The following is a 19,201-nucleotide window of genomic DNA, read 5'->3' as shown; positions in this document are numbered from 1 at the left end:
GTCAGCGGATATTGAGCATCGTGCTCGGCAGCCACAGGGCGATCTGCGGCCAGATCATCACCATGGCCAGACCGACGAGCAACAGGAACACGTAGGGCATCGAGCCGTTGATGATCTGTCCCATCGGCGCCCGGGTGATTGCCTTGATGGTGAAGAGGTTCATCCCCACCGGCGGGGTGATCATCGCCAGTTCGAGGTTGATCACCAGCAGCACGCCGTACCAGATCGGATTGATCTGCAGGTGAATCATCACCGGCAGGATCACCGGCGTGGTCAGCAGGATGATCGCGATCGACTCCATGAACATGCCGAGCACGAAGATGATCGCCATCATCGCGATCAGGAAGCCGATCACGCCGACATCCGCCGCCACCACGAACTCCACGATCTGCTGCGGAATGCGCATCTTGGTGATGACATGGGCGAACACCGAGGCGCCGGCCACGATCATGAACAGCAGCGACGAGGTCCGCGCGGCGTCGGTCGCCGCGTTCCACAGGTCGCGCACTCCGATCGTGCGGTAGATGAAGGCGGCCACCAGGGTCGCCGCGAGCGCGCCGACCGCCGCCGCCTCGGTCGCGGTGAACACCCCGGCGTACATGCCGCCGAGCACCAGCACCGGCAGCGCGAACGACCATACCGACTTGCGGATTGCGGCCACGGCCTCGGCGAACGATGCGCGCGGCTCGACCTTGACCTTGTTCGGCCCCATCGCGCAGGTCGCCATGCTCCAGGCGACGAAGATGGTCGCGACCAGCAGCCCCGGCAGCACCCCGGCCATGAACAGGCCGCCGATCGAGGTCTCGGTGACCACGCCGAACAGCACCATCGGCCCCGAGGGCGGAATCAGGATGCCGAGCGTGCCGCCGGCGGCGACCACGCCGTAAGCGGCCTTGGGGTCGTAGCCGAAGCGGATCATCTGCGGGATCGCCACCGAGCCGATGGTCAGCGCGGTGGCGACGCTGGAGCCGGAGATCGCGGCGAAGATCGTGCATGCGGTGATGGTGGCGATGCTCAGCCCGCCCGGCAGGTGCCGGGTGAGCGTGTAGGCGGTGCCGTACAGGTCGTCGACGATGCGCCCGCGAATCATGATGTGCGCCATGAAGGCGAACAGCGGAATGGTCACCAGCAGATAGCGTCCCATCTCGTGCAGGATCACCTCCGCGATCGGGCCGAGGTTGCCCTGGGTGGCGATCAGCAGGCCGCCGCCGAACAGTGCCAGGCCGGCGAAGATCGGCAGCCCGGTAAACAGCAGCACGACCACCCCGAGCATGATGAGTGCGATGGTCATTGGGTGTCATCCTCATGATGGTGACCGCCGGTCGCCAGCGACGGCGAGTGGGTCAGCAGGCGCAGCAGCGCCTCCAGCGCGACCAGCAGCATCAGCCCGCCGCCCAGGGGGAGCAGCAGTTCGAGCCAGAAGGTCGGGATCTCGACGTTGCCGGTGGTGGTAATCCCCAGCATCCGCGACGACATCGCGGTCTCCCAGCCATTGAAGATCAGCATCACCGAGAACACCGCCACCGCCAGCGCGGACCAGATATCCGCCAGACGCTTGCCCCGCGGGCTGCGGGTCGCGAGTCCACCGGTGAGCATGTCGACGCTGACGTGCTGGCCACGGCGCAAGGTGGTGGCGGTGCCCAGCATGACGATGCCGGCGAGCATGAAACCCACGGTATCGTCCACCCAGGTGGGGGCGGCATTGAAGCCATAACGCGCCACCACGGCATAGATCACGAGCCCGAAGGCAATCAGGATGCCGGTCGCGGACAGCGCCATCGCGGCTCCGGTGACGATGCCCAGCACGCGTTCGAGCCCCGCGATCGCGGGATGTAGCCGCTGCACTGCAGCCGGCTTGTCGATCTTGGTCACAGCCCTCGTCTCCTCGATTTTCTTGCACGGTGCGCAGTGCCCACCCCAACACGCGCCTGAGCAGTCCGGGCCGGACTGCTCAGGCGCAATCGGCGAATTACAGGCCCTTGACGATCTCGACCAGTTTCGCGCCGTCGGCGGCGCTGTCGACGAAGGCCTTGATCACCGGCTCCTGCATCGCGTCGGCCATGGCCTTTTCCTGCTCGGACGTCAGCACCACCACGTTCATGCCCTTTTCACGCAGGCGTTGGACGTCCGCGGGCGACACCCCGTCGTTTGCCGGCAGCAAAGCCGCCTCGGCCTTGCGTGCCGCGGCCTCGATGCCGGTCTTCACCTCCGCCGGCAATGTGTCCCACCACGCCGGATTGACCACCAGGTTGGCGTAAACCGTGGTCAGCGCAGAGGCCACGCCATGCTTCTGTACCTCGTAGTAACGCCGGCTGTAGGCGGCGGCCACACCTGTGGTGCCGGCGTCGATGACGCCGGTCTGCAGGGCCTGGTAGACCTCGGAGCCGGGCATCGCCGAGGGCGAAGCGCCCATCGCCTTGAGTCCGTTGTCGAACAGCCTGCTCAGGCCGCGGATCTTCACTCCCTTGAAATCCTCCGGCTTGACCAGGGGGGCCTTGGCCGACGTGAAGACGCCGTCGTTGGCATCGACCATCCAGGCGATGTTCCGCACACCCTTCGCGGCCATCCTGGCATCGAGCAGCTTGGCCGCCTCGGAACTGGGAAACTTCGCCAGCTTGTCCCTGCTGGTCATCAGGTAGGGAATCGAGATGACGTTCATCTCGGGAATCGCGCCGCCCCACAGGAAGCTCACGATCGCCGCCGATTCGACCTCGCCGCGCGCCACCGCCGGATGGTTCTGGGTCGCCTTGAACAATTGCTCGGAGCCGAATACCTGCACGTCCACCTTGCCGCCGGTACTGCTCTCGACCTCGGTGGCGAACTGTTCGATGGCCTTGGCGACCTGGTGTGTCGGCGGATACTGGTGGCTCAGCCGCATCGTGTAATCGGCGGCGAGCGCGCCCGGAACGGTGAGAACTGCGGCGATGGCGCCCAGCGCCAGTCTGACGGTGTTGTTCATGATGTCTCCTGTGAACCGGTTGTCTGTCTTATGGTGTTGTATCGGTGTGCTGCATCCGGCCGCCGCTTTGGCGGCCGGCTTCGCTCAGGCCGCCGCGCTGCCCTGTTTGAGGCGGCCCAGAATTTCTGCGGTATGTTCGCCGATCTTCGCCAGCGGCTGGCGCACCTGCGGCCGACGCCCGTCCATCAGCAACGGCAGCAGTACGACTTCGGTGCTCGTCCCGTCCTCGACCTGCATCGGTACCAGCCCGCCGCTCGCTTTCAGGTGCGGATCGTGGATCAGCTGGTCCGGCCGCATGATCGGCGCATAGGGCAGACCGGCCGCCTCGAGCCTGGCACTCAGCTCGTCGGCGCGGCGGTGCTTCAGGATCTCGCCCAGGCGTTGCAGCAGCGCCGGACGCACTGCGACGCGCTGGGCGTTGGTCTGCAGGGTCTCGTCCACCGCCAGGTCCGGCCGTTCGAGGACCTCGCACAGGGTGAGCCACTGCTTGTCGCTGACCGCGCCGATGAAGAGTTGCTCGCCGTCGGCCAGCGTGAACACGTCATACACACTCCACGCCGATACGCGCGAGGGCATCGGCGGCGGCGCCGCCCCGGTCATCGCGAACTGCTGCATGTGCTGGGCGGACAGGAATACGCAGTTCTCGAACAGCGCGCTCTGGATCTCCTGCCCGCGCCCGGTGCGTTCGCGCTCGATGATCGCCGCGAGCACGCCGATGGCGCCGAACATACCGCCCATGATGTCGTTGACCGAGGTCCCCGCACGCAGCGGACGCCCCACCGGGCCGGTCATGTACGACAGCCCGCCCATCATCTGCACCACTTCGTCGAGTGCCAGGCGGTTCTCGTAGGGTCCGGGCAGGAAGCCCTTGTGCGACACGTAGATCAGCCGCGGGAAGCGCTCGGACAGGGCCGCGTAGTCCAGCCCCAGCCTGGCCATCAGGCCGGGGCGGAAATTCTCCAGCATGACGTCGCACTCGCCGATCAGCTCGAGCGCACTGGCGTGTCCTTCCGGGGTGTTGATGTCGAGCACCACGCTCTTCTTGTTGCGGTTGAAGCTGCGGAAGAAACCGATGCCCAAACCCGGCAGCGTGCGCGTCTTGTCGCCGCCGGGCGGTTCGATCTTGATCACCTCGGCGCCGAGATCGGCCAGGATCATGCCGCAGGTCGGCCCCATGACCATGTGGGTGAATTCGACGACGCGCACACCGGCCAGGGGCAGGTTCAGTTCAGGAGTAGCGGAGTTGTTCATGGGGGCCTCAGGCAACGGGGGTTTCGATCGGGCGGAAGGTCTTGGGCAGACCGGCGAGCCACAGTGCGCCATGCAGCGCCTCGCCCTGCAGCCAGCCGGCCACCCTGGCGCGCAGCGCCAGCAGCGCCGGAAGGTCGATGCCGGTCGCCACCCCCATGCTCTCGAGCATGAAGGCGAGGTCCTCGGTCGACGCGTTGCCGCTCGCGCCGGGGGCATGCGGGCAACCGCCGATGCCGGCGAGCGAGGCGTCGAAGCGGCTCACGCCGAGCTGGAGCGCGGCATGCACGTTGGCCAGCGCCAGCCCGCGGGTGTCGTGGAAATGGCCGCACCAGAAACGGTCGCCGGCAATCTTCAACGCCTGCTCGAACAGGGCACTCACCGCCGCCGGATCGGCATAGCCCACGGTATCGGCGAGGCTGACCCGATCGGCGCCGGCATCGAGCAGGGCCTGCATCAGGCGCAGCACCTCGGCCGGCTCGACCCGGCCTTGCAGGGTGCAGCCGAAGGCGGTGCCGACCCCGCCTTCGATGATGGTCTTCGCGCCGGCCGCATCGCGCCCCGCGCGGATGCGGGCCACTTCCTCGACCACTTCGTCGGGCGTCTTGCGCAGGTTGGCCACGCTGTGCGCGTGGCTGGCCGACAGCGGCACGATCATCAGGTCGGCACTGGTCTCGATCGCCCGCTCGGCGCCCTTGAGGTTGGGCACCAGCACGGATACGAACAGGTCCGGCAGCGTACGGGCGAAGGCCACCAGCTCGGCGGTGTCGGCCAGTTGAGGCAACAGGCGGGCCGGCACGAAGGAGCCGACTTCGATCTCGCGCTGCCCGGCCGCATGGGCCCCGCGTATCCATTCCATCTTGTGCGCGGTCGGTACGATGGTGGCGATGCTCTGCAGGCCATCGCGCAGACCGACCTCTCGAATCACCGCCCGGGGGGGCAAGCTGTTGGGGCTGAGGGGCATTCATGTCTCCTTGGGTCATGCCTCTTTTCGGACTGGCGGCGAAGGACGCGGATCGCATCCACCGCTGACATCCGTCGGCGAGTTGGGATACATTAACCATTCCCAAAAGCAAACTAAAGCGCCTATTTGGCAGCATTTGAGTTCCAATCCGGAATGTCTTGTACCGGGCCGATATCCACCAGACATCACTGCAGTGCACCACCGCAACTGAGGACGCACATACATGCACCATCACTTCGATCCCGTTTCCCTGCGCCTTTTCATCGCCGTTTGCGAAGAGGGCAACATCGCCCTTGCCGCCGAGCGCGAGGCGATCGTGCCGTCCGCCATCAGCAAGCGAATCGCGGCGCTGGAGGACGACATCGGCACCCTGCTGCTCAACCGGGGGCGGCGCGGCATCGAGCCGACGGCCGCGGGCGAGACCCTGCTGCGCCAGGCGCGCGAGATCCTGAGCATGATGGAGCGCACCCATGCCGAGCTCAGCGAATTCAAGGACGGCATACATGGCAGTGTACGCATCCTCGCCAGCCTGTCGGTGCTCGCCGAAGGCCTGCCCGAGGACATCGCGCGCTTCCTCGTCCGTTACAGCTCGGTACGCATCACCCTCGAGGAAAAGATCAGCACCGAGATCGTCCGCGGCGTGCGCGAAGGCCGGGCGGAACTCGGCGTGTGCTGGAACGCGGGCAACCTGACCGACCTCGACCAGACCGACTACCGCAGCGATCACCTGTGCATACTCGCCCATGCCGAGCATCCGCTCGCGCAACGCGAACAACTCGCCTTCGCCGAAACCCTCGACTTCGAGATGATCAACGTCCAGCCCGGCAGCATCATGCAGCTGATGCTGCAGCGCCAGGCAGCCATCCTCGGACAAAGATTGCGCTTTCGCGTCGAGGTCGCGAACTTCGATTCCGCTTCCCGCATCGTCGCCGCCAACCTCGGGATCGCCGTATTGCCGTGCGAGATCGCGAGTCCGCTGGCCCGGGTGCTCGGTCTGCGCCTGATCCCGCTGACCGACCCCTGGGCCTCACGCCAGTTCGTGATCGTCAGCCGCCCGGGCGCGGCGCTGACGGCGCCCGCCCGGTTGCTGGTGTCCCACCTCGTTGAATGCGCACAGGAAGGGGCAGCCCCGGAGGCTGCAGGTAACGCGGCCGAGTCGTCGGGCTGACATTCCCGCGCGGAAGGCTGTCCTTTCCCATTCGTCAGCACCAGGCCGCGCCCATACCCCTACATTAGGCGTGCAGCCGGGCGGCTCGCATCGACGGGTCATCCGGGTCGCACGACGGACCCGTCCCATGACCGCCCGGCCCTCTTCGACGATCAAGAAAAGGACACTCGTGTGAATCCGAAATCCGCTGCCCAGCCCGACACGGGCACCGTCGATCCGCTCGACGGTTTCAGCAACTGCCATGCAGGCATCCTCACCCGGCTCGAGGCACTCGATCAGTTGCCGGCGCTGGTCGAGGCCGCGCTCCGCGCCCGTGGCATCGCGCGCGATTGCCTGCAGTTCTTCGACGAGGCGATCGAGCCGCATCACGAAGACGAGGAGCGCGAGTTGATCCCGGCGGTGCGCGCCAGCGCCATGCCGGGCGACGAAAGGACCCGGGTGGAGGCGCTCGCCCGCCGCCTGGTAGACGAGCACCGCGCGCTGGAAACGCTGTGGGGCCGCATCCGCCCGCAATTGAAACGGGTCGCCGCCGGCCGCGAAGAGACGGTGGATGCAGACGCCATCGCGGCCCTTGTCGCCGACTACAAGGCCCACGCGCAGTTCGAGGAATCCGAGTTCCTGCCGCTCGCCGCCGAGATACTCGGGCGCAGCAGCCGCGACCTCGCGGCCCTCGGACTTTCGATCCATATTCGCCACAGCCGCGACACCGTCCAGCCCTACGTATAAGGGCGCCGGAATGAGGGCGCCGCCTTCCCGTCGAACAGACGGGCGACGGTTCAGACGCGGGCCACCCTCTCGGCAACGCAGCGCGTCACCACCGGCGCCTCCGGGCCGAGGTGGAAGGCCCTTTTCTGCTCGCGCAGCGCAGCGTAGGAAACGGCCACGCGATCGGTGCGACGCAGGTAATCGACCCACGACTCGTCCACGAAGTACTCGAAGTAGCGCCCCGGGTCGCCGATGTCGCGCAATAGTTCCCACGCGAGTACACCGTTGCGCAGCCAGGCCCGGCGACTCTCCTGCATCACCGCGACGAACTCGTCGGCACGGGCGGGATCGATGCGGTACTCGACCGTCACCAGCACCGGCCCCTGGTGCGGCGCCACCGGGATCGCCAGCTCCGGCGCCTTCCACAACCCGGCCGGGGTCAGGTCCTCCTCGGCGCGGTTGCCGACCGTGGATCGGCGGGTCAGCACGAGCAACACCACCCCGGTTAACGCCGAGGCTATCAGGCCGATGCGGACATCGCTCCAACTCGTCACCTGCCCCCACAGCGCCGCACCGAGCGTGCCACCGCCCATCAGCGCCATCTGGTAGATCGCCATGCCGCGCGCGCGCACCCAGTCCGGCAGGGCCATCTGGGCCGACACCGTCAGCGAGTTGGCGACCAGGATCCAGGCGCAGCCGGCAACCAGAAGTGCCGGCGCCGAGAACAGCGGTTCGGGCGCGAGCGCCACCACCACCGTCGCGGCGGCGTGCACCAGCGTGCCGTAGCGCACCAGCTCGTCGCAGCCCAGGCGTCGGCGCAGCCGCGGCAGGATCATCGCCGCCACCACGGCGCCGCTGCCCAGCGCAGAAAGCAATAGCGTGAAGGTGCCGGCACCCGCCCCCGGGATGCTGCGCGCCACCAGCGGCAGCAAGGCGAGCAGCGCCATCGCCTGGAAGAAGAAGATCGCGATCCGCAGCAGGATGGCGAGCATTCGCGGCGACTGGCGCACATGCTGGAGGCCGACCCGGATGGCGCCGAACAGGCGCTCGGCAGGCAGCGCGCTACGTCGCTGCGCGTATCGCCAGCGCAACAGCAGCAACAGAGCGAGCGCGACCGACAGCACCGCATTGAGGAGGAACACCCAGGCCGTGCCCGCGGCCGCGATCAGTGCGCCGGCGACGACCGGGCCGAGCACCCGCGACGCATTCATCGCGACTCCGTTCAGCGCCAGCGCGGCGGGCAGCTCGGCGCGCGGCACCAGCTCCGGGATGGTGGCCGCGAACACCGGCCAGCGCATCGCCAGACCGATGCCGTTGGCGAACATCAGTACCAGCAACAGGGCCGGGCCGAGCGTGCCGGTGAAGGCGGTCAGGCACAGCACGGTGGCCACTCCCGCCACCCAGACCTGGGTCGCGATGAAAAAGCGGCGGCGGTCGAAGATATCCGCCAGCGCCCCGCACGGTACCCCGAACAGGAACACCGGCAGGGTCGAGGCCGCCTGCACCAGCGCGACCATCAGCGGATCCGGGCTGAGCGAGGTCATCAGCCAGGCCGCCGCCACATCGTTCATCCACATGCACACATTGGCCGTCATCCAGGCCCCCCACAGCATGCGGAAAGCTGCATGGCGCAGGGGCGACCAGGCGGAGGCGAGCGCCGGCGAACCGGCCTGGTCCGGAGCGGCCACGATCAGCTCATCCCCGGGACACGAACGGCCAACGGGCGTCTTGCAGACATCAGCTCTCCTTCATGTCGGGTCCCGCCGGCGCGGGCATCCTCGTCCGGCGGACTGTCGCGCTGGACGACCCGCTCAGAACTTGTGGCGGATCCCGGCCAGCATGGTGTGAGCAGTCTCACCCGCGTCGACCGCGCGCTCGATGCCCGATCGCCGCACCGCCAGATCCTCGTAGTGCAGCCGATTGTAGGCGGCGTACAGCGAAGTCCGCTTCGACAGGTGGTGGATCACGCCGAGCGTCACCGAGTTGCCATCATTGTCGCCGCCGTGCGGATCGAGCCGCGCGTAGCCGCCCTCGATCGAGGTCAGCTTGGTCACCGGAACGACCAGGCCGACCGAGTACAGCTTGCTGTCGGCGCTGGTCGAACCGTCGGCATCCTTCTGCTGCCAGCTGCCCATCACGCGGGCCATCCCGAAGTCGTACGACACGGCAATGTAGACTTCCTTCGAGTCCTCCACCCCGATGCCGGCGCCGACATTGTGATAAACCAGACCGAGGTCGAGCGGACCGCGCTTGTAGGTCGCACCCAGGCCCCAGCGGTCGTCGCCGCTGGGACGGTCGGAACTCTCGTCATCATGGTTGGCGAAGATGCCCTGCACCGCGAAACCGTTGAAATCGGGCGAGGCGTAGCGCACCGAGTTGGTCCACCGAGCCCGTGACCCGGACGAAATCGTGTAATCGCCGGCGACCGCGAGCGACGCGCGCGGCGCAATCAGCCCCGAGCCGTCCATCGGATCGAAGCGCGGCCCTACAAGGTAGCCGGGCGCATACTGGAAGCCCGCAGACGCCGTCCCCCAGCCTCCCCGCAGGCCGACCCAGGACTGCCGTCCCCGGGCCGGGCCCTCGCCGGTGTCGGGGCTCACCGCGTATTCGAGCACATAGAGTGCCTTCAGGCCATTGCCCAGATCCTCGCTGCCACGAAAACCGAGGCGGCTTCCGGACAGCCCGCCGCGTCCGTCGAGCACATTCATGTCGCTACCTCCCCCGGTCGTCCTGGCCAGGAACATGTCGACCACGCCGTAGATGGTGACGTTGTCCTGGGCCACGGCGGGCTGGGCTACGGCGGCCGCGATCAGCCCTGCGCCGATCAGTGCATGTTGGATCTTCATCTGTGGTGTCTCCTTTTGTTATGGATCCACGCCGGCCCGTCGATACCGGATCGCAACGGACGGCTGTGGGTGCTTCGATACCGGCGCCGGTGCATGGACCGGGCCGCGCCCGTTTGCCCGGGCTTGCTGTGTGGCTGTGCATCTCCGGGATCATGCAACCCGGCGGACACACTTTAGACATTCCGTAACGACTGCATCGCGCAATATCGGAAGCCAATTCGTTCCGTATCGGAACTGCTGAGCCCGGCATCACACAGACCCGGGGAATGGCGCGGGTCTTTCGGCTTGGCGCCGCGGCAGGTGCGGCAACCCTGGCCCCGCTCTGAAGCCGGTCCGCTCTCGAGGCCCGGCCACAGGTTCGTGCGCTCGGCTAAGTGCGCCACCGTGGAATTCGGGGCCGGCTCCGTCGCGAGCGGCCTGCGACCCTGGATCCTATCGATCTGCGCCAGTATGTATACATCTAAAACAGTTAAAGGCCGTTTACACCATGTTTCTGGCCGTATATCATCATAGCTGTATACATCAAGCCAAAGCTTGGAGCTAACCGTGGATACATCGTCGTCCGAAGCCTCCGACACCTCCGCGTCGCAAACCGTACGTGCGCTGCTGCGCCTGCGGGAGATGATCCTCGACGGTGAGCTTCCCGCCGGCGAGCGCATTTCCGAACCGGTGGTGGCGGAGATCACCGGCATCTCGCGCACGCCGATCCGGACCGCGTTGGTGCGGCTGCAGGAGGAAGGACTGCTCGAGCCGATCCGCTCCGGAGGCTTTCGGGTGCGCGCGTTCTCGGTGGACGAGATCCGCGACGCGATCGAGGTGCGCGGCACGCTGGAAGGCCTCGCCGCGCGCCTGGCGGCGGAACGGGGCGTCTCGGCGGCAGACCTGGAAGCGCTGTCGGCCTGCGTGGACGCGATCGACCGTCTGCTCGAGCATGGCGATCCGGACGAGGTGCGCTTCGCCGGCTACGTGGAAGCCAATGCGCGCTTTCACGAACTGCTCGCCGCATCCTGTCGCAGCGAGGTCGTGCAGCGCCAGGTGGCGCGTGGCAACGCCCTGCCCTTCGCCTCGCCCAACGGCTTCATCCGCGTTCAGGCGGCGGCGCCCGACGCGCTGCAGACGCTGTTGATCGCCAATGCCCAGCACCGCGCGGTGGTCGATGCGATCACCCGGCGCGAGGGCGCACGTGCCGAAGCCCTGATGCGCGAGCACGCCCGCATCGCCCATCGCAACCTCCAGGCCACGCTGGCCAATCCGCGCGTGATGGACCTCGTTCCCGGCGGGCGCCTGATCCTGCAGCAAAGCTGATACGCACCATCGCAGCACCTGGCATCACCCCACATATAAGAGAGGAGACACCCCATGCAGACACCCCGCATCCTGGCCCTGGCCGCCCTGGTCCTGGCCAGCGCTCCGGTCGCAACGCAGGCCGCCGCCCAGTCCGAGCCGATCGTGCTCAAGCTGGCCCATTCACTGCCGCCGGTGTCGGCCGCGCACACGCGTTTCATCGTCCCCTGGTGCGAGCGCATCGAGGCCCAGTCGAACCAGCGCATGAAGTGCCAGATCTACCCGGCGATGTCGCTCGGTGGCGCACCGGCGCAGTTGTTGCAGCAGGCCCGCGACGGGGTGTCGGACATCACGTGGACGCTGCCGGGGTGGACGCCGGGCCGCTTCCCGCTGTCCGAGGTGTTCGAACTGCCCTTCTTCACTACCGAGCGCGAGGCCTCATCCCGGGCGCTGTGGGACTTCGTCGAAACCAGCGCGATGAGCGAGTTCGCCGACCTCAAGCCGATCGCAACCTGGGTGACCGGCCCCTACGTCTTCCACTTCCGCGACAAGGAAGTGCGCACCCTGGACGACCTCAAGGGCCTCAAGGTGCGCGCGCCGTCGCGCCTGGGCAACAAGATGCTGGCCGCGCTCGGCGTCACCCCGGTCGGCATGCCCGTGCCGCAGATGCCGGAGAGCCTGTCCAAGGGCGTGATCGGCGGCGCGATGGTGCCGTGGGAGGTGGTGCCCCCGACCAAGACCCACGAACTGACCCGCTTCCACGCCGAAGTGGTGGGCGAGCGCGCGATGCTGGCCTCGACCATGGTCTTCGTGATGAACAAGAAGAAGTACGACAGCCTGCCGGCCGAGCTGAAGAAGGTGATCGACGACAACAGCGGCCGCGACACCTCGGCCTGGATCTCGGCGCAGTTCGCGCCCGCGGACGTCGCCGCGCGCGAGATGACGGTGGCGCGCGGCAACACGGTGTATGCGATCGCGCCCGAGGAGATGAAGAAATGGCAGGCCGCGACCCGCATCGTCACCGACGAATGGATCCGTGAAGTACCGCAGGGGCAGAAGCGCTACGACGAAGCCGCAGCGCTGGTCGCCCGCCACTCCAAGCCTTGACCGCCGCACCACCATACCAAAGGAGGAAGACGCCATGACATTTCCGAAGAACGCCTGGTACGTCGGCTGCACGCCCGACGAGATCGCCGGCAAGCCGCTGGGGCGCCGCATCTGCGGCGAACCGATCGTGTTCTACCGCGGCGTCGAAGAGCGCGTGGCCGCGCTGGAGGACTGGTGCCCGCATCGCGGTGCGCCGCTGTCGCTGGGCTATGTGGACCAGGGCAAACTGGTGTGCGGCTACCATGGCCTGGAAATGGGCTGTGACGGCAAGACCGTACACATGCCGGGGCAGCGCGTGCGCGGCTTCCCGCCCATCCGCAGCTTTCCGGTGGTCGAGCGCCACGGTTTCATCTGGGTGTGGCCGGGCGATCCGGCGCAGGCTGACGCCGCGCGCATCCCCGACCTGTTCTGGGCCGACCACCCCGAGTGGGCCTACGGCGGCGGCCTGTATCACATCGCCTGCGACTACCGGCTGATGATCGACAACCTGATGGACCTGAGCCACGAGACCTACGTCCATTCGACCAGCATCGGCCAGAAGGAGATCGACGAAACCCCGTGCACCACCCGCACCGAGGGCGACAGCGTGATCACCAGCCGCTTCATGGACGGCGTCGAGCCCCCGCCGTTCTGGAAGACGGGCCTGCAGGCCAACAACCTGCCCAACGACCAGCTGGTGGACCGCTGGCAGGTCTGCCGCTTCACCCCGCCCTCACAGGTGATGATCGACGTCGGCGTCGCCCTTGCCGGCCGCGGCGGCTACGACGCCCCGCCGGAAGTGAAGGCGTCGGGCATCGTGGTCGACCTCGTCACCCCGGAAACCGAGACCTCGATCTGGTACTTCTGGGGCCTGGCGCGCCATTTCAAGCCGGCGGACGAGGCCCTGACCGCGTCCATCCGCGAGAATCAGGGCAAGATTTTCGCCGAGGACCTCGAGATGCTCGAGCGTCAGCAGCGCAACCTGCTGCAGTGGCCCGGGCGCAGCCTGCTCAAGCTCAACATCGACACCGGCGGGGTCCAGTCGCGCCGCGTGATCGAGCGCCTGGTCGCCGAGGAACGGGCCGGCACCGGGCAGACCGCCGCCGAAGCGCTCGTGGCCGACTGAGCGCCCCGCCCCCCTTCCCGGGACAGCGGTGGCCAGCGCGCCGCCGCTGTCCCGCCATGGAGAGAAAATAATGACAGCAGCAACCCTGAGCGTCCGCGTCGCCCGCAAGGCGGAAGAGGCGACCGACATCCAGACCTTCGAACTGGTCGCCACCGACGGCAGCGCCCTGCCCTCGTTCTCGGCCGGCGCGCATATCGACGTGCATCTTCCGAACGGCATCGTCCGCCAGTACTCGCTGTGCAACGACCCCGGCGAGCGCCACCGCTACCTCATCGGCGTGCTGCGCGACCCGGCCTCGCGCGGCGGCTCGCTGGCGATGCACGACACGGTGCGCGAGGGCGATGTGCTGCAGATCAGCGCACCGAAGAACCACTTCCCGCTTGCCCACGAAGCGCGTCGCAGCGTGCTGCTGGCCGGCGGCATCGGCGTGACCCCGATCCTGTGCATGGCAGAGCGGCTGGCAATCAGCGGCGCCGAGTTCGAGATGCACTACTGTTCGCGCTCGGCGGAGCGCACTGCCTTTCTGCAGCGCATCCGCGCATCCGCCTTTGCCCCACGGGTGCAGGTCCACTTCGACGACGGCGCCGCCGAGCAGCGTTTCGAGCTCGCCACCGTGGTCGCCGCACCCGAACCCGGCGTGCACCTCTATGTGTGCGGGCCGAAGGGCTTCATGGATGCGGTGCTCGCCGCGGCGCGCGCGCAGGGCTGGCCGGAGGCGCAGCTGCACTACGAGTTCTTCGCCGCCGAAGTGCAGAAGTCGACGGCCGACGCGGCCTTCGAGGTCCGCCTGGCCAGTTCCGGGCGCACCATTGCCGTCGCCGCCGATCAGACGGTCGCGGCCGCGCTCGCCGCGGCCGGCGTCGAAGTCCCGACTTCGTGCGAACAGGGCGTGTGCGGCACCTGCCTCACCCGCGTGCTCGCCGGCGAGCCCGATCACCGCGACGCCTACCTCACCCCGGAGGAACAGGCCGCCAACGACCAGTTCCTGCCCTGCTGCTCGCGCTCGAAATCGCCGCTGCTGGTGCTGGATCTCTAGCGCGGCCGGGTGGGCGACGCACAGGGCCGGGGGATGCCCTTTCATGTCCACGCGGCGTAGTCTGTACGTATCCCTTGCAGTTCCCGCCTTGCTCTGGCCCAATCGCAAGACTCGCGGCCACAAGGACCCATGGACATGCTCAAGCTTACTTATTTCGACTTTTCCGGCGGACGCGCAGAACCCGCGCGGCTGGCCCTGCACATCGGCGGCATTGCGTTCGAGGATCATCGTTTTGCGCCGGGCGATTTCCCGGAGGTCTGCAAGACCACCCCGCTCAACCAGGTGCCGACGCTTCACATCGATGACGTGCAGGTCACCCAGAGCGACGCGATCACCTGCTATGCCGGCAAGCTGGCCGGACTCTATCCCGAAGACGCCCTGCAGGCCCTGTTCTGCGACGAAGTGCTGGGCGCGCTGGAGGACGTCAACACGAAGCTCGGCGCGACCTTCGGAATGACCGGTGACGCGCTGAAGAACGCCCGCGAGGCCCTGGTGGCGGAAACTTTGCCGCGGTATTTGCGCTGGCTGCAGAACCAGCTCGAAGCCCACGGTGGCGAGTTCCTTGCGGATCATCGCCTGACCGTCGCCGACCTCAAGGCCTTTGTCATGCTGCGCTGGCTCGGCTCCGGCAAGCTGGATCACATTCCAACCGACCTGATCGAGACTGTGGCGCCCAAGCTCGGGGCCTACCTCGACCGGATCGGCGGGATGCCTGCCATCGCGCAGTATTACCAGACGCACGGCGCGTAGTGATCAAGGTCGCCGCTGGTGAATGCCGGCGGCCAGACTGAAGCATGATCCCTCTTTTCGCGGAGCCCGCCATGAACATCGACCTCGCCGCCTTCCGCCTCAACGCGCTTACCACCCTGACCACGGGGGGCACAGCGGCCGGACGAAACAGTGCCGGCAACACCGACTTCCTGAACGCACTGCTGAACGCCAGAAGCGCCCTCTTGCCCGGCGCGGCGGCCGGCAGCAGCGGTGCCGATAGCCTGTCGGTAGGCGAGGCTTCGCGAATGAACTCCGTGCTGGCCCAGCTGCAGGCGAGCAATACCACCTTTCTGAGGCACTACAACGCCCGTGTCGCGGAAATCGGTGACGAAGCCGAGGTACTGACACAGCTGAGCGCCCGCATGGCCGAATTGGGCACGGCCAGCCAGGGGCTGGGACGTTTCGGCACCGCCGACAGCAACGGCGAGATCAAGGCCGCACTGCAGGATTTCATCACGCGCTACAACGACTGGGATGCGGAGTTCGACCCCTACTTCGAGCACGGCGCCCTGCTCGACGACAACCAGGCCGGCGAGGTGGCCCGCTACTCCCTGCGCCGGGAAGTGGGCTCGATCGTTCACGGCGTCGGCAACGGCGGTATCGCCCAGGGCCTGACCGATATGGGCGTGAGCTTTACCGCGGACGGCCAGCTGGTGCTGGACGAAGCCGCCTTCGATGCAGCGCTGGCCGCCAACCGAAGCGGTGCGGTGCAAACCCTGACCAATGTGGCCAAGGCCTTTGGGGAGGCTGCCGCGCTTCTTGCCGCCGATGGGCACCTGCTGGATCGGCGCATCGATAACGCCGAGCGTGCTCTTGCATGGGCCGCCGACAATCAGGACGAGGTCGACGCAGAGTTCGGCCCCCGCGGCTGAGAATCTGCAAGGGCGACCCCGTAGAATCAACTGACTTCGAAGATTTCGCGCAGTCACTGTCAAATCAGGAAACCAAGCCTTGAGCGATCCACTTTTCCGCCGCCTGCTCCTGCTCGAGCGTGCAGCACCGTACGACCTGCTGCGCCACTGCCGACACGGAATCGAGAAAGAAAGCCTGCGCGTCGATCCCGCCGGCGATCTGGCGCTGACGCCACACCCGCGAGCACTGGGCTCGGCGCTGACCCATGCGCACATCACCACCGACTATTCCGAGGCGCTGCTGGAGTTCATCACCGACGCCCTGGAAGACCCCGCGCAGACACTGGACGAGCTCGATGCCATCCACCGCTTCACCTACGCCCGCCTCGGCGACGAGCTGCTGTGGACCCACTCGATGCCGTGCCACCTGCCAGACGAGGCGACCATCCCCATCGCCGAATACGGCACCAGCCATATCGGCCGGCTCAAGCACGTCTACCGCAAAGGTCTCGCGTTGCGCTATGGCAAGGCCATGCAATGCATCTCCGGCATCCACTACAACTTCTCCCTGCCCGAGGCGCTGTGGCCGCTGCTGCGGGAGGACAACGGCGACAGCCTCCCGGCGCAAGCCTGGCAGTCGGCGTGCTACATCTCGCTGATCCGCAACTTCCGGCGCTACAGCTGGCTGCTGATGTATTTGTTCGGCGCCTCGCCGGCGGTGTCCGCGAGCTTCCTCAAGGGGCGCGAGCATGACCTCGATACGCTCGGTGACGACACGCTGTACCTGCCCTGGGCAACCAGCCTGCGGATGAGCGATCTCGGCTACCAGAATAACGCACAGGCCAGCCTCACCCCCTGTTACGACCGCCTCGACAGTTACCTGGCCAGCCTTCGCCAGGCAGTATCCACGCCTTATCCACCCTATCAGGCGATCGGCACCCAGCGCGACGGCGAGTGGCTGCAGCTCAACACCAATGTGCTGCAGATCGAAAACGAGTACTACTCGACCATCCGCCCCAAGCGTGTGGCGAACAGCGGCGAACGGCCGATCCAGGCCCTGGGCGCGCGCGGCATACAGTACGTCGAGGTGCGCTGCCTGGACATCGACCCCTTCCTGCCGCTGGGCATCGACCTGACCGCCGCCCGCTTCCTCGACGCCTTCCTGCTCTACTGCGCGCTGGAAGACAGCCCCAGCCTGTCGGCCACCGAATGCCGCGACTGCAAGACCAATCTTGCGCTGACGGTCAAGGAGGGACGCAGGCCCGACCTGCAACTCAACCGCCAGGGACAGCCGGTCGGGCTGAAGGACTGGGGTCTGCAGTTGCTGGATCGCATCGAAGCCTGCGCCCAACAGCTGGATCTGGCCCACGGCGGCGACCTGCATGGACTGGCCCTGGCCAGTCAGCGAGCCAAACTGGAGGACGCCCGCCTCACCCCTTCAGCACGCGTACTGGAGAGCCTGAGTGAGCACAAGCTGAGCTTCTTCGCCTTCGCCCGGCACCAATCCGAGCGCCATGCCGAGTGGTTTCGAGACCGCCCGCTGGATGCCGAGCGCGAGGCGGCCTTCGATCAGGCCGCCCGGACCTCGCTGGCCGCTCAGGAGCAACTGGAGCGCGAGCAGCGGGGCAGTTTCGGCGAGTATGTGGCCCGCTATATGGCGGCGACCGGGACGGAAACGGAGACCGAGCACTAATCACTTTTGCTGCAGGGAGGATCTCGATCGACGGCTCCGGGCCGCGAATGCCCTGCGAGACTTGTGCTCCAAGACAGCCATGGTCCTACCGGAGCAGGACCCGAACGACTGCTTCCTGCGCGCGCCGCGACTCACCCTGTCGGCCATCAGCAGCAGTTGACCTGCTGGCCGAAGCGGTCAGCTGAACGACCGCTCAACGCTGTCACCTGCCGAGCCACCATCGAGACCCTCACCTTCTGATCAGCGAGACCGGCCCGTCACACCCCGTCGACGGCGACGTTTTTCGTAGGGCGGGCTTCAGCCCGCCACGGACGGCTGATCGGCCTTATGTGGAGTTCCACATAATCGAGGCATCTACATAATCGGCTGGAACGGCCGTTCAGCTCCCGTGTACCGAAGGGCTACAATGCGCTTCGCTGCTGTCGTTCGTCATTTCGAGTCTGAATGGTGGAGGCGAGCGGCGCGGTGGGTAACCTGTGTTCGGGGCAAGGCGCTGCAGCGATGTGGGCGTCGTTTTTCTCCTCGAAGTTCATTGGGGAAAGATTGCCGAGGGCGCAATGACGGCGGCTTGGGTTGTACCAGCCCTCGATCCAGGTGAAGCCCGCCAGCCGTGCCTCCGTCTTGGCCTTGAAACTGCGCCGGTCGAGCAGTTCGCAGTCGAGACTGGCGAAGAAACTCTGAAGACCGGCCGGTCTGCCATTTCGTTTGATTCAGATCAAATACGATTCGCGGGAACCTATTTAGTTTTTGCGCGCTGGACTAGCATGAATTAAATGATTACAACTCGGGCAGCGTAGCCGGAGTTGGTCGACGATAAGCCTTGACGTTGCGTTCGCAGCGACCATGGAGTGGGATCCTTGTGGCATTCGCCGTGCTTCTTCCGGGCTGGAGAGTAATGTTGGTCAGGTTCAGCCTGCAACGCTCGCATCGTGTAGCTGCCGGCACCAGTTCAGGACCGACCTGGTGTTCCGGTTTGCAGCTTGACCGGAGGCGCTTAGGCTTAACATAACGCTGCAATTCCGGCGGTAGGGGGATTGCAGCGTCCTGTCAAGCATCACGATGCATATGCTTTTCGAATCATCCACACTGACGAGCTGACTCGCTCTTGATCATGACATGGAGATTGCCCGTGCCTTCTACCGACCCGCAACAGAACCAGCTTCTCGCCTCACTGCCGGCACGGGACTGCGCGCGTATTCTCCCGCATCTGGAACGGGTTTCGTTGTCATCGGGCGAGACGCTTTACGACTCATGCGTCCCGGTGCATCACGTCTACTTCCCCACGGATGCAGTTATCTCGCTGTTTTACGTCCTGGAGGACGGTGCCTCGGCCGAGTTCGCGGTGGTCGGCCGGGACGGCATGGTCGGAGTGTCGCTGTTCATGGGGGGTGACAGCACCCCCAGCCGGGCCGTGGTGCAATGTGCCGGGCAGGCCTACCGGCTTTCGGGGCGAATTCTGAAGGA

At 66.6% G+C, this 19,201-nt stretch carries 18 protein-coding genes; 10 read left to right on the top strand and 8 right to left on the bottom strand.

The features are described from left to right. Nucleotide 1 precedes the first annotated feature (1 nt). The 5 genes from AC3A35_RS25870 to AC3A35_RS25850 form a co-directional block, all read right to left on the bottom strand. Nucleotides 2-1,291: a TRAP transporter large permease gene (locus AC3A35_RS25870; protein WP_487439421.1), complete on the bottom strand. Its 1,290-nt coding sequence runs from the start codon at nucleotides 1,289-1,291 to the stop codon at nucleotides 2-4. After that, entirely contained in the window at nucleotides 1,288-1,872 is a 585-nt protein-coding gene (locus tag AC3A35_RS25865) for a TRAP transporter small permease (RefSeq protein WP_487439420.1), read from the bottom strand. The genes AC3A35_RS25870 and AC3A35_RS25865 overlap by 4 nt, the downstream gene beginning before the upstream one ends. A 97-nt stretch (nucleotides 1,873-1,969) precedes the next feature. Further along, complete coding sequence (dctP, locus tag AC3A35_RS25860) at nucleotides 1,970-2,959, bottom strand: TRAP transporter substrate-binding protein DctP (RefSeq protein ID WP_487439419.1); 990 nt, start codon at nucleotides 2,957-2,959, stop codon at nucleotides 1,970-1,972. 84 nt (nucleotides 2,960-3,043) lie between these two features. Then, nucleotides 3,044-4,210: a CaiB/BaiF CoA transferase family protein gene (locus AC3A35_RS25855; protein ID WP_487439418.1), complete on the bottom strand. Its 1,167-nt coding sequence runs from the start codon at nucleotides 4,208-4,210 to the stop codon at nucleotides 3,044-3,046. A 7-nt stretch (nucleotides 4,211-4,217) separates the two neighbouring features. Continuing rightward, on the bottom strand, nucleotides 4,218-5,171 hold the full coding sequence (locus tag AC3A35_RS25850; protein WP_487439417.1) for a hydroxymethylglutaryl-CoA lyase: 954 nt from the start codon (nucleotides 5,169-5,171) through the stop codon (nucleotides 4,218-4,220). A 223-nt stretch (nucleotides 5,172-5,394) separates the two neighbouring features. Between AC3A35_RS25850 and AC3A35_RS25845 the strand changes: the two genes are divergently transcribed. Both AC3A35_RS25845 and AC3A35_RS25840 read left to right on the top strand, forming a co-directional pair. Then, nucleotides 5,395-6,339, top strand: a complete 945-nt coding sequence (locus AC3A35_RS25845; RefSeq protein ID WP_487439416.1) for a LysR family transcriptional regulator — start codon at nucleotides 5,395-5,397, stop codon at nucleotides 6,337-6,339. Nucleotides 6,340-6,510: 171 nt separating this feature from the next. After that, nucleotides 6,511-7,065: a hemerythrin domain-containing protein gene (locus AC3A35_RS25840; RefSeq protein WP_487439415.1), complete on the top strand. Its 555-nt coding sequence runs from the start codon at nucleotides 6,511-6,513 to the stop codon at nucleotides 7,063-7,065. A 50-nt stretch (nucleotides 7,066-7,115) separates the two neighbouring features. Here AC3A35_RS25840 and AC3A35_RS25835 read toward each other — a convergent pair whose 3' ends face one another. Beyond that, entirely contained in the window at nucleotides 7,116-8,732 is a 1,617-nt protein-coding gene (locus tag AC3A35_RS25835) for an MFS transporter (RefSeq protein WP_487439414.1), read from the bottom strand. Between the two features lie 123 nt (nucleotides 8,733-8,855). After that, entirely contained in the window at nucleotides 8,856-9,890 is a 1,035-nt protein-coding gene (locus tag AC3A35_RS25830) for a porin (protein WP_487439413.1), read from the bottom strand. Nucleotides 9,891-10,436: 546 nt separating this feature from the next. Here AC3A35_RS25830 and AC3A35_RS25825 point away from each other — a divergent pair. From AC3A35_RS25825 to gshA, 7 genes are all read left to right on the top strand, one after another. Then, nucleotides 10,437-11,195: a GntR family transcriptional regulator gene (locus AC3A35_RS25825; RefSeq protein ID WP_487439412.1), complete on the top strand. Its 759-nt coding sequence runs from the start codon at nucleotides 10,437-10,439 to the stop codon at nucleotides 11,193-11,195. Between the two features lie 54 nt (nucleotides 11,196-11,249). Further along, nucleotides 11,250-12,281, top strand: a complete 1,032-nt coding sequence (locus tag AC3A35_RS25820) for a TRAP transporter substrate-binding protein (RefSeq protein ID WP_487439411.1) — start codon at nucleotides 11,250-11,252, stop codon at nucleotides 12,279-12,281. A 34-nt stretch (nucleotides 12,282-12,315) separates the two neighbouring features. Beyond that, nucleotides 12,316-13,386, top strand: coding sequence for a Rieske 2Fe-2S domain-containing protein (locus tag AC3A35_RS25815; protein ID WP_487439410.1), 1,071 nt, complete (start codon nucleotides 12,316-12,318; stop codon nucleotides 13,384-13,386). A gap of 70 nt (nucleotides 13,387-13,456) precedes the next feature. Continuing rightward, nucleotides 13,457-14,422 (top strand): PDR/VanB family oxidoreductase, encoded by a 966-nt coding sequence (locus tag AC3A35_RS25810; RefSeq protein WP_487439409.1) that lies wholly within the window; start codon nucleotides 13,457-13,459, stop codon nucleotides 14,420-14,422. A gap of 135 nt (nucleotides 14,423-14,557) precedes the next feature. Next, entirely contained in the window at nucleotides 14,558-15,172 is a 615-nt protein-coding gene (locus AC3A35_RS25805; RefSeq protein ID WP_487439408.1) for a glutathione S-transferase family protein, read from the top strand. Between the two features lie 71 nt (nucleotides 15,173-15,243). Further along, entirely contained in the window at nucleotides 15,244-16,065 is an 822-nt protein-coding gene (locus AC3A35_RS25800) for a hypothetical protein (protein WP_487439407.1), read from the top strand. Nucleotides 16,066-16,144: 79 nt separating this feature from the next. Continuing rightward, complete coding sequence (gene gshA / locus AC3A35_RS25795) at nucleotides 16,145-17,737, top strand: glutamate--cysteine ligase (RefSeq protein ID WP_487439406.1); 1,593 nt, start codon at nucleotides 16,145-16,147, stop codon at nucleotides 17,735-17,737. 401 nt (nucleotides 17,738-18,138) lie between these two features. Here gshA and AC3A35_RS25790 read toward each other — a convergent pair whose 3' ends face one another. Beyond that, the gene (locus tag AC3A35_RS25790) at nucleotides 18,139-18,447 is read right to left on the bottom strand and encodes an IS3 family transposase (protein ID WP_487439462.1); all 309 of its coding nucleotides are present in this window, start codon (nucleotides 18,445-18,447) and stop codon (nucleotides 18,139-18,141) included. Between the two features lie 419 nt (nucleotides 18,448-18,866). Here AC3A35_RS25790 and AC3A35_RS25785 point away from each other — a divergent pair. Continuing rightward, a partial coding sequence (locus AC3A35_RS25785) for a Crp/Fnr family transcriptional regulator (protein ID WP_487439405.1) occupies nucleotides 18,867-19,201 on the top strand: 335 nt, incomplete at its 3' end.

This window comes from Azoarcus sp. Soil_N_20 (assembly GCF_057656155.1).
Note: the sequence above shows the minus strand (reverse complement) of the source record. Positions and strands in the feature narration are given on the sequence as shown.

What these genes read in the sequence shown, in the direction of transcription:
- AC3A35_RS25830 (WP_487439413.1), bottom strand. Translation starts at nt 9,890, where the DNA reads ATGAAGATCCAACATGCACTGATCGGCGCAGGGCTGATCGCGGCCGCC.
- AC3A35_RS25820 (WP_487439411.1), top strand. Translation starts at nt 11,250, where the DNA reads ATGCAGACACCCCGCATCCTGGCCCTGGCCGCCCTGGTCCTGGCCAGC.
- dctP (WP_487439419.1), bottom strand. Translation starts at nt 2,959, where the DNA reads ATGAACAACACCGTCAGACTGGCGCTGGGCGCCATCGCCGCAGTTCTC.
- AC3A35_RS25815 (WP_487439410.1), top strand. Translation starts at nt 12,316, where the DNA reads ATGACATTTCCGAAGAACGCCTGGTACGTCGGCTGCACGCCCGACGAG.
- AC3A35_RS25800 (WP_487439407.1), top strand. Translation starts at nt 15,244, where the DNA reads ATGAACATCGACCTCGCCGCCTTCCGCCTCAACGCGCTTACCACCCTG.
- AC3A35_RS25850 (WP_487439417.1), bottom strand. Translation starts at nt 5,171, where the DNA reads ATGCCCCTCAGCCCCAACAGCTTGCCCCCCCGGGCGGTGATTCGAGAG.
- AC3A35_RS25855 (WP_487439418.1), bottom strand. Translation starts at nt 4,210, where the DNA reads ATGAACAACTCCGCTACTCCTGAACTGAACCTGCCCCTGGCCGGTGTG.
- AC3A35_RS25810 (WP_487439409.1), top strand. Translation starts at nt 13,457, where the DNA reads ATGACAGCAGCAACCCTGAGCGTCCGCGTCGCCCGCAAGGCGGAAGAG.
- AC3A35_RS25805 (WP_487439408.1), top strand. Translation starts at nt 14,558, where the DNA reads ATGCTCAAGCTTACTTATTTCGACTTTTCCGGCGGACGCGCAGAACCC.
- AC3A35_RS25870 (WP_487439421.1), bottom strand. Translation starts at nt 1,291, where the DNA reads ATGACCATCGCACTCATCATGCTCGGGGTGGTCGTGCTGCTGTTTACC.
- AC3A35_RS25845 (WP_487439416.1), top strand. Translation starts at nt 5,395, where the DNA reads ATGCACCATCACTTCGATCCCGTTTCCCTGCGCCTTTTCATCGCCGTT.